The organism is Phocaeicola sp. RTP21198st1_B8_RTP21198_201120 (assembly GCF_040929485.1).
Lineage (GTDB): Bacteria > Bacteroidota > Bacteroidia > Bacteroidales > Bacteroidaceae > Phocaeicola > Phocaeicola dorei.
In genome coordinates, this window is sequence record NZ_JBCOCI010000399.1 from 796 (window position 1) to 1260 (window position 465).

1 pseudogene is annotated in these 465 nt (G+C 37.2%); it reads left to right on the forward strand.

What is annotated here, in order from left to right:
* A pseudogene (locus AB5935_RS26710) lies at window positions 1-465 on the forward strand (hypothetical protein); the annotation flags it as partial.

Here is a 465-nt window from a genome sequence, read left to right on the forward strand (position 1 = left end):
GGATAATGCGGCTGCTCTTAAAAAGCTGGATGAAGTTATAAGCAAGAAAGAGACTTTCCAGATTCGGAAAGAGAAAGAGATTAATAACTTGAAATTAGAACTTGCCCATTCTACTGATCCTGTTCGAAAATATGAATTATATGCCTCTCTTTTTGGTGCTTATTTGCATTATCAGGCAGACTCGTCCTTATATTATATTAACCGTGAGATGGAAATCCTTCCATTGTTGAACCGCCCGGAATTGGAGTATGAGATCATCATTAATCGTGCTACGGTAATGGGAGTAATGGGAATGTATATAGAAGCCATTGAACAGTTGGAGAGGATTGATCCTAAAAAATTGAATGAGTGGACTCGGTTATCTTATTATCAGACGTATCGTGCCTGCTACGGGTGGTTAGCAGATTATACGACCAATAAGAATGAAAAAGAAAAGTATTTGAAGAAAACCGATTTATATAGAGA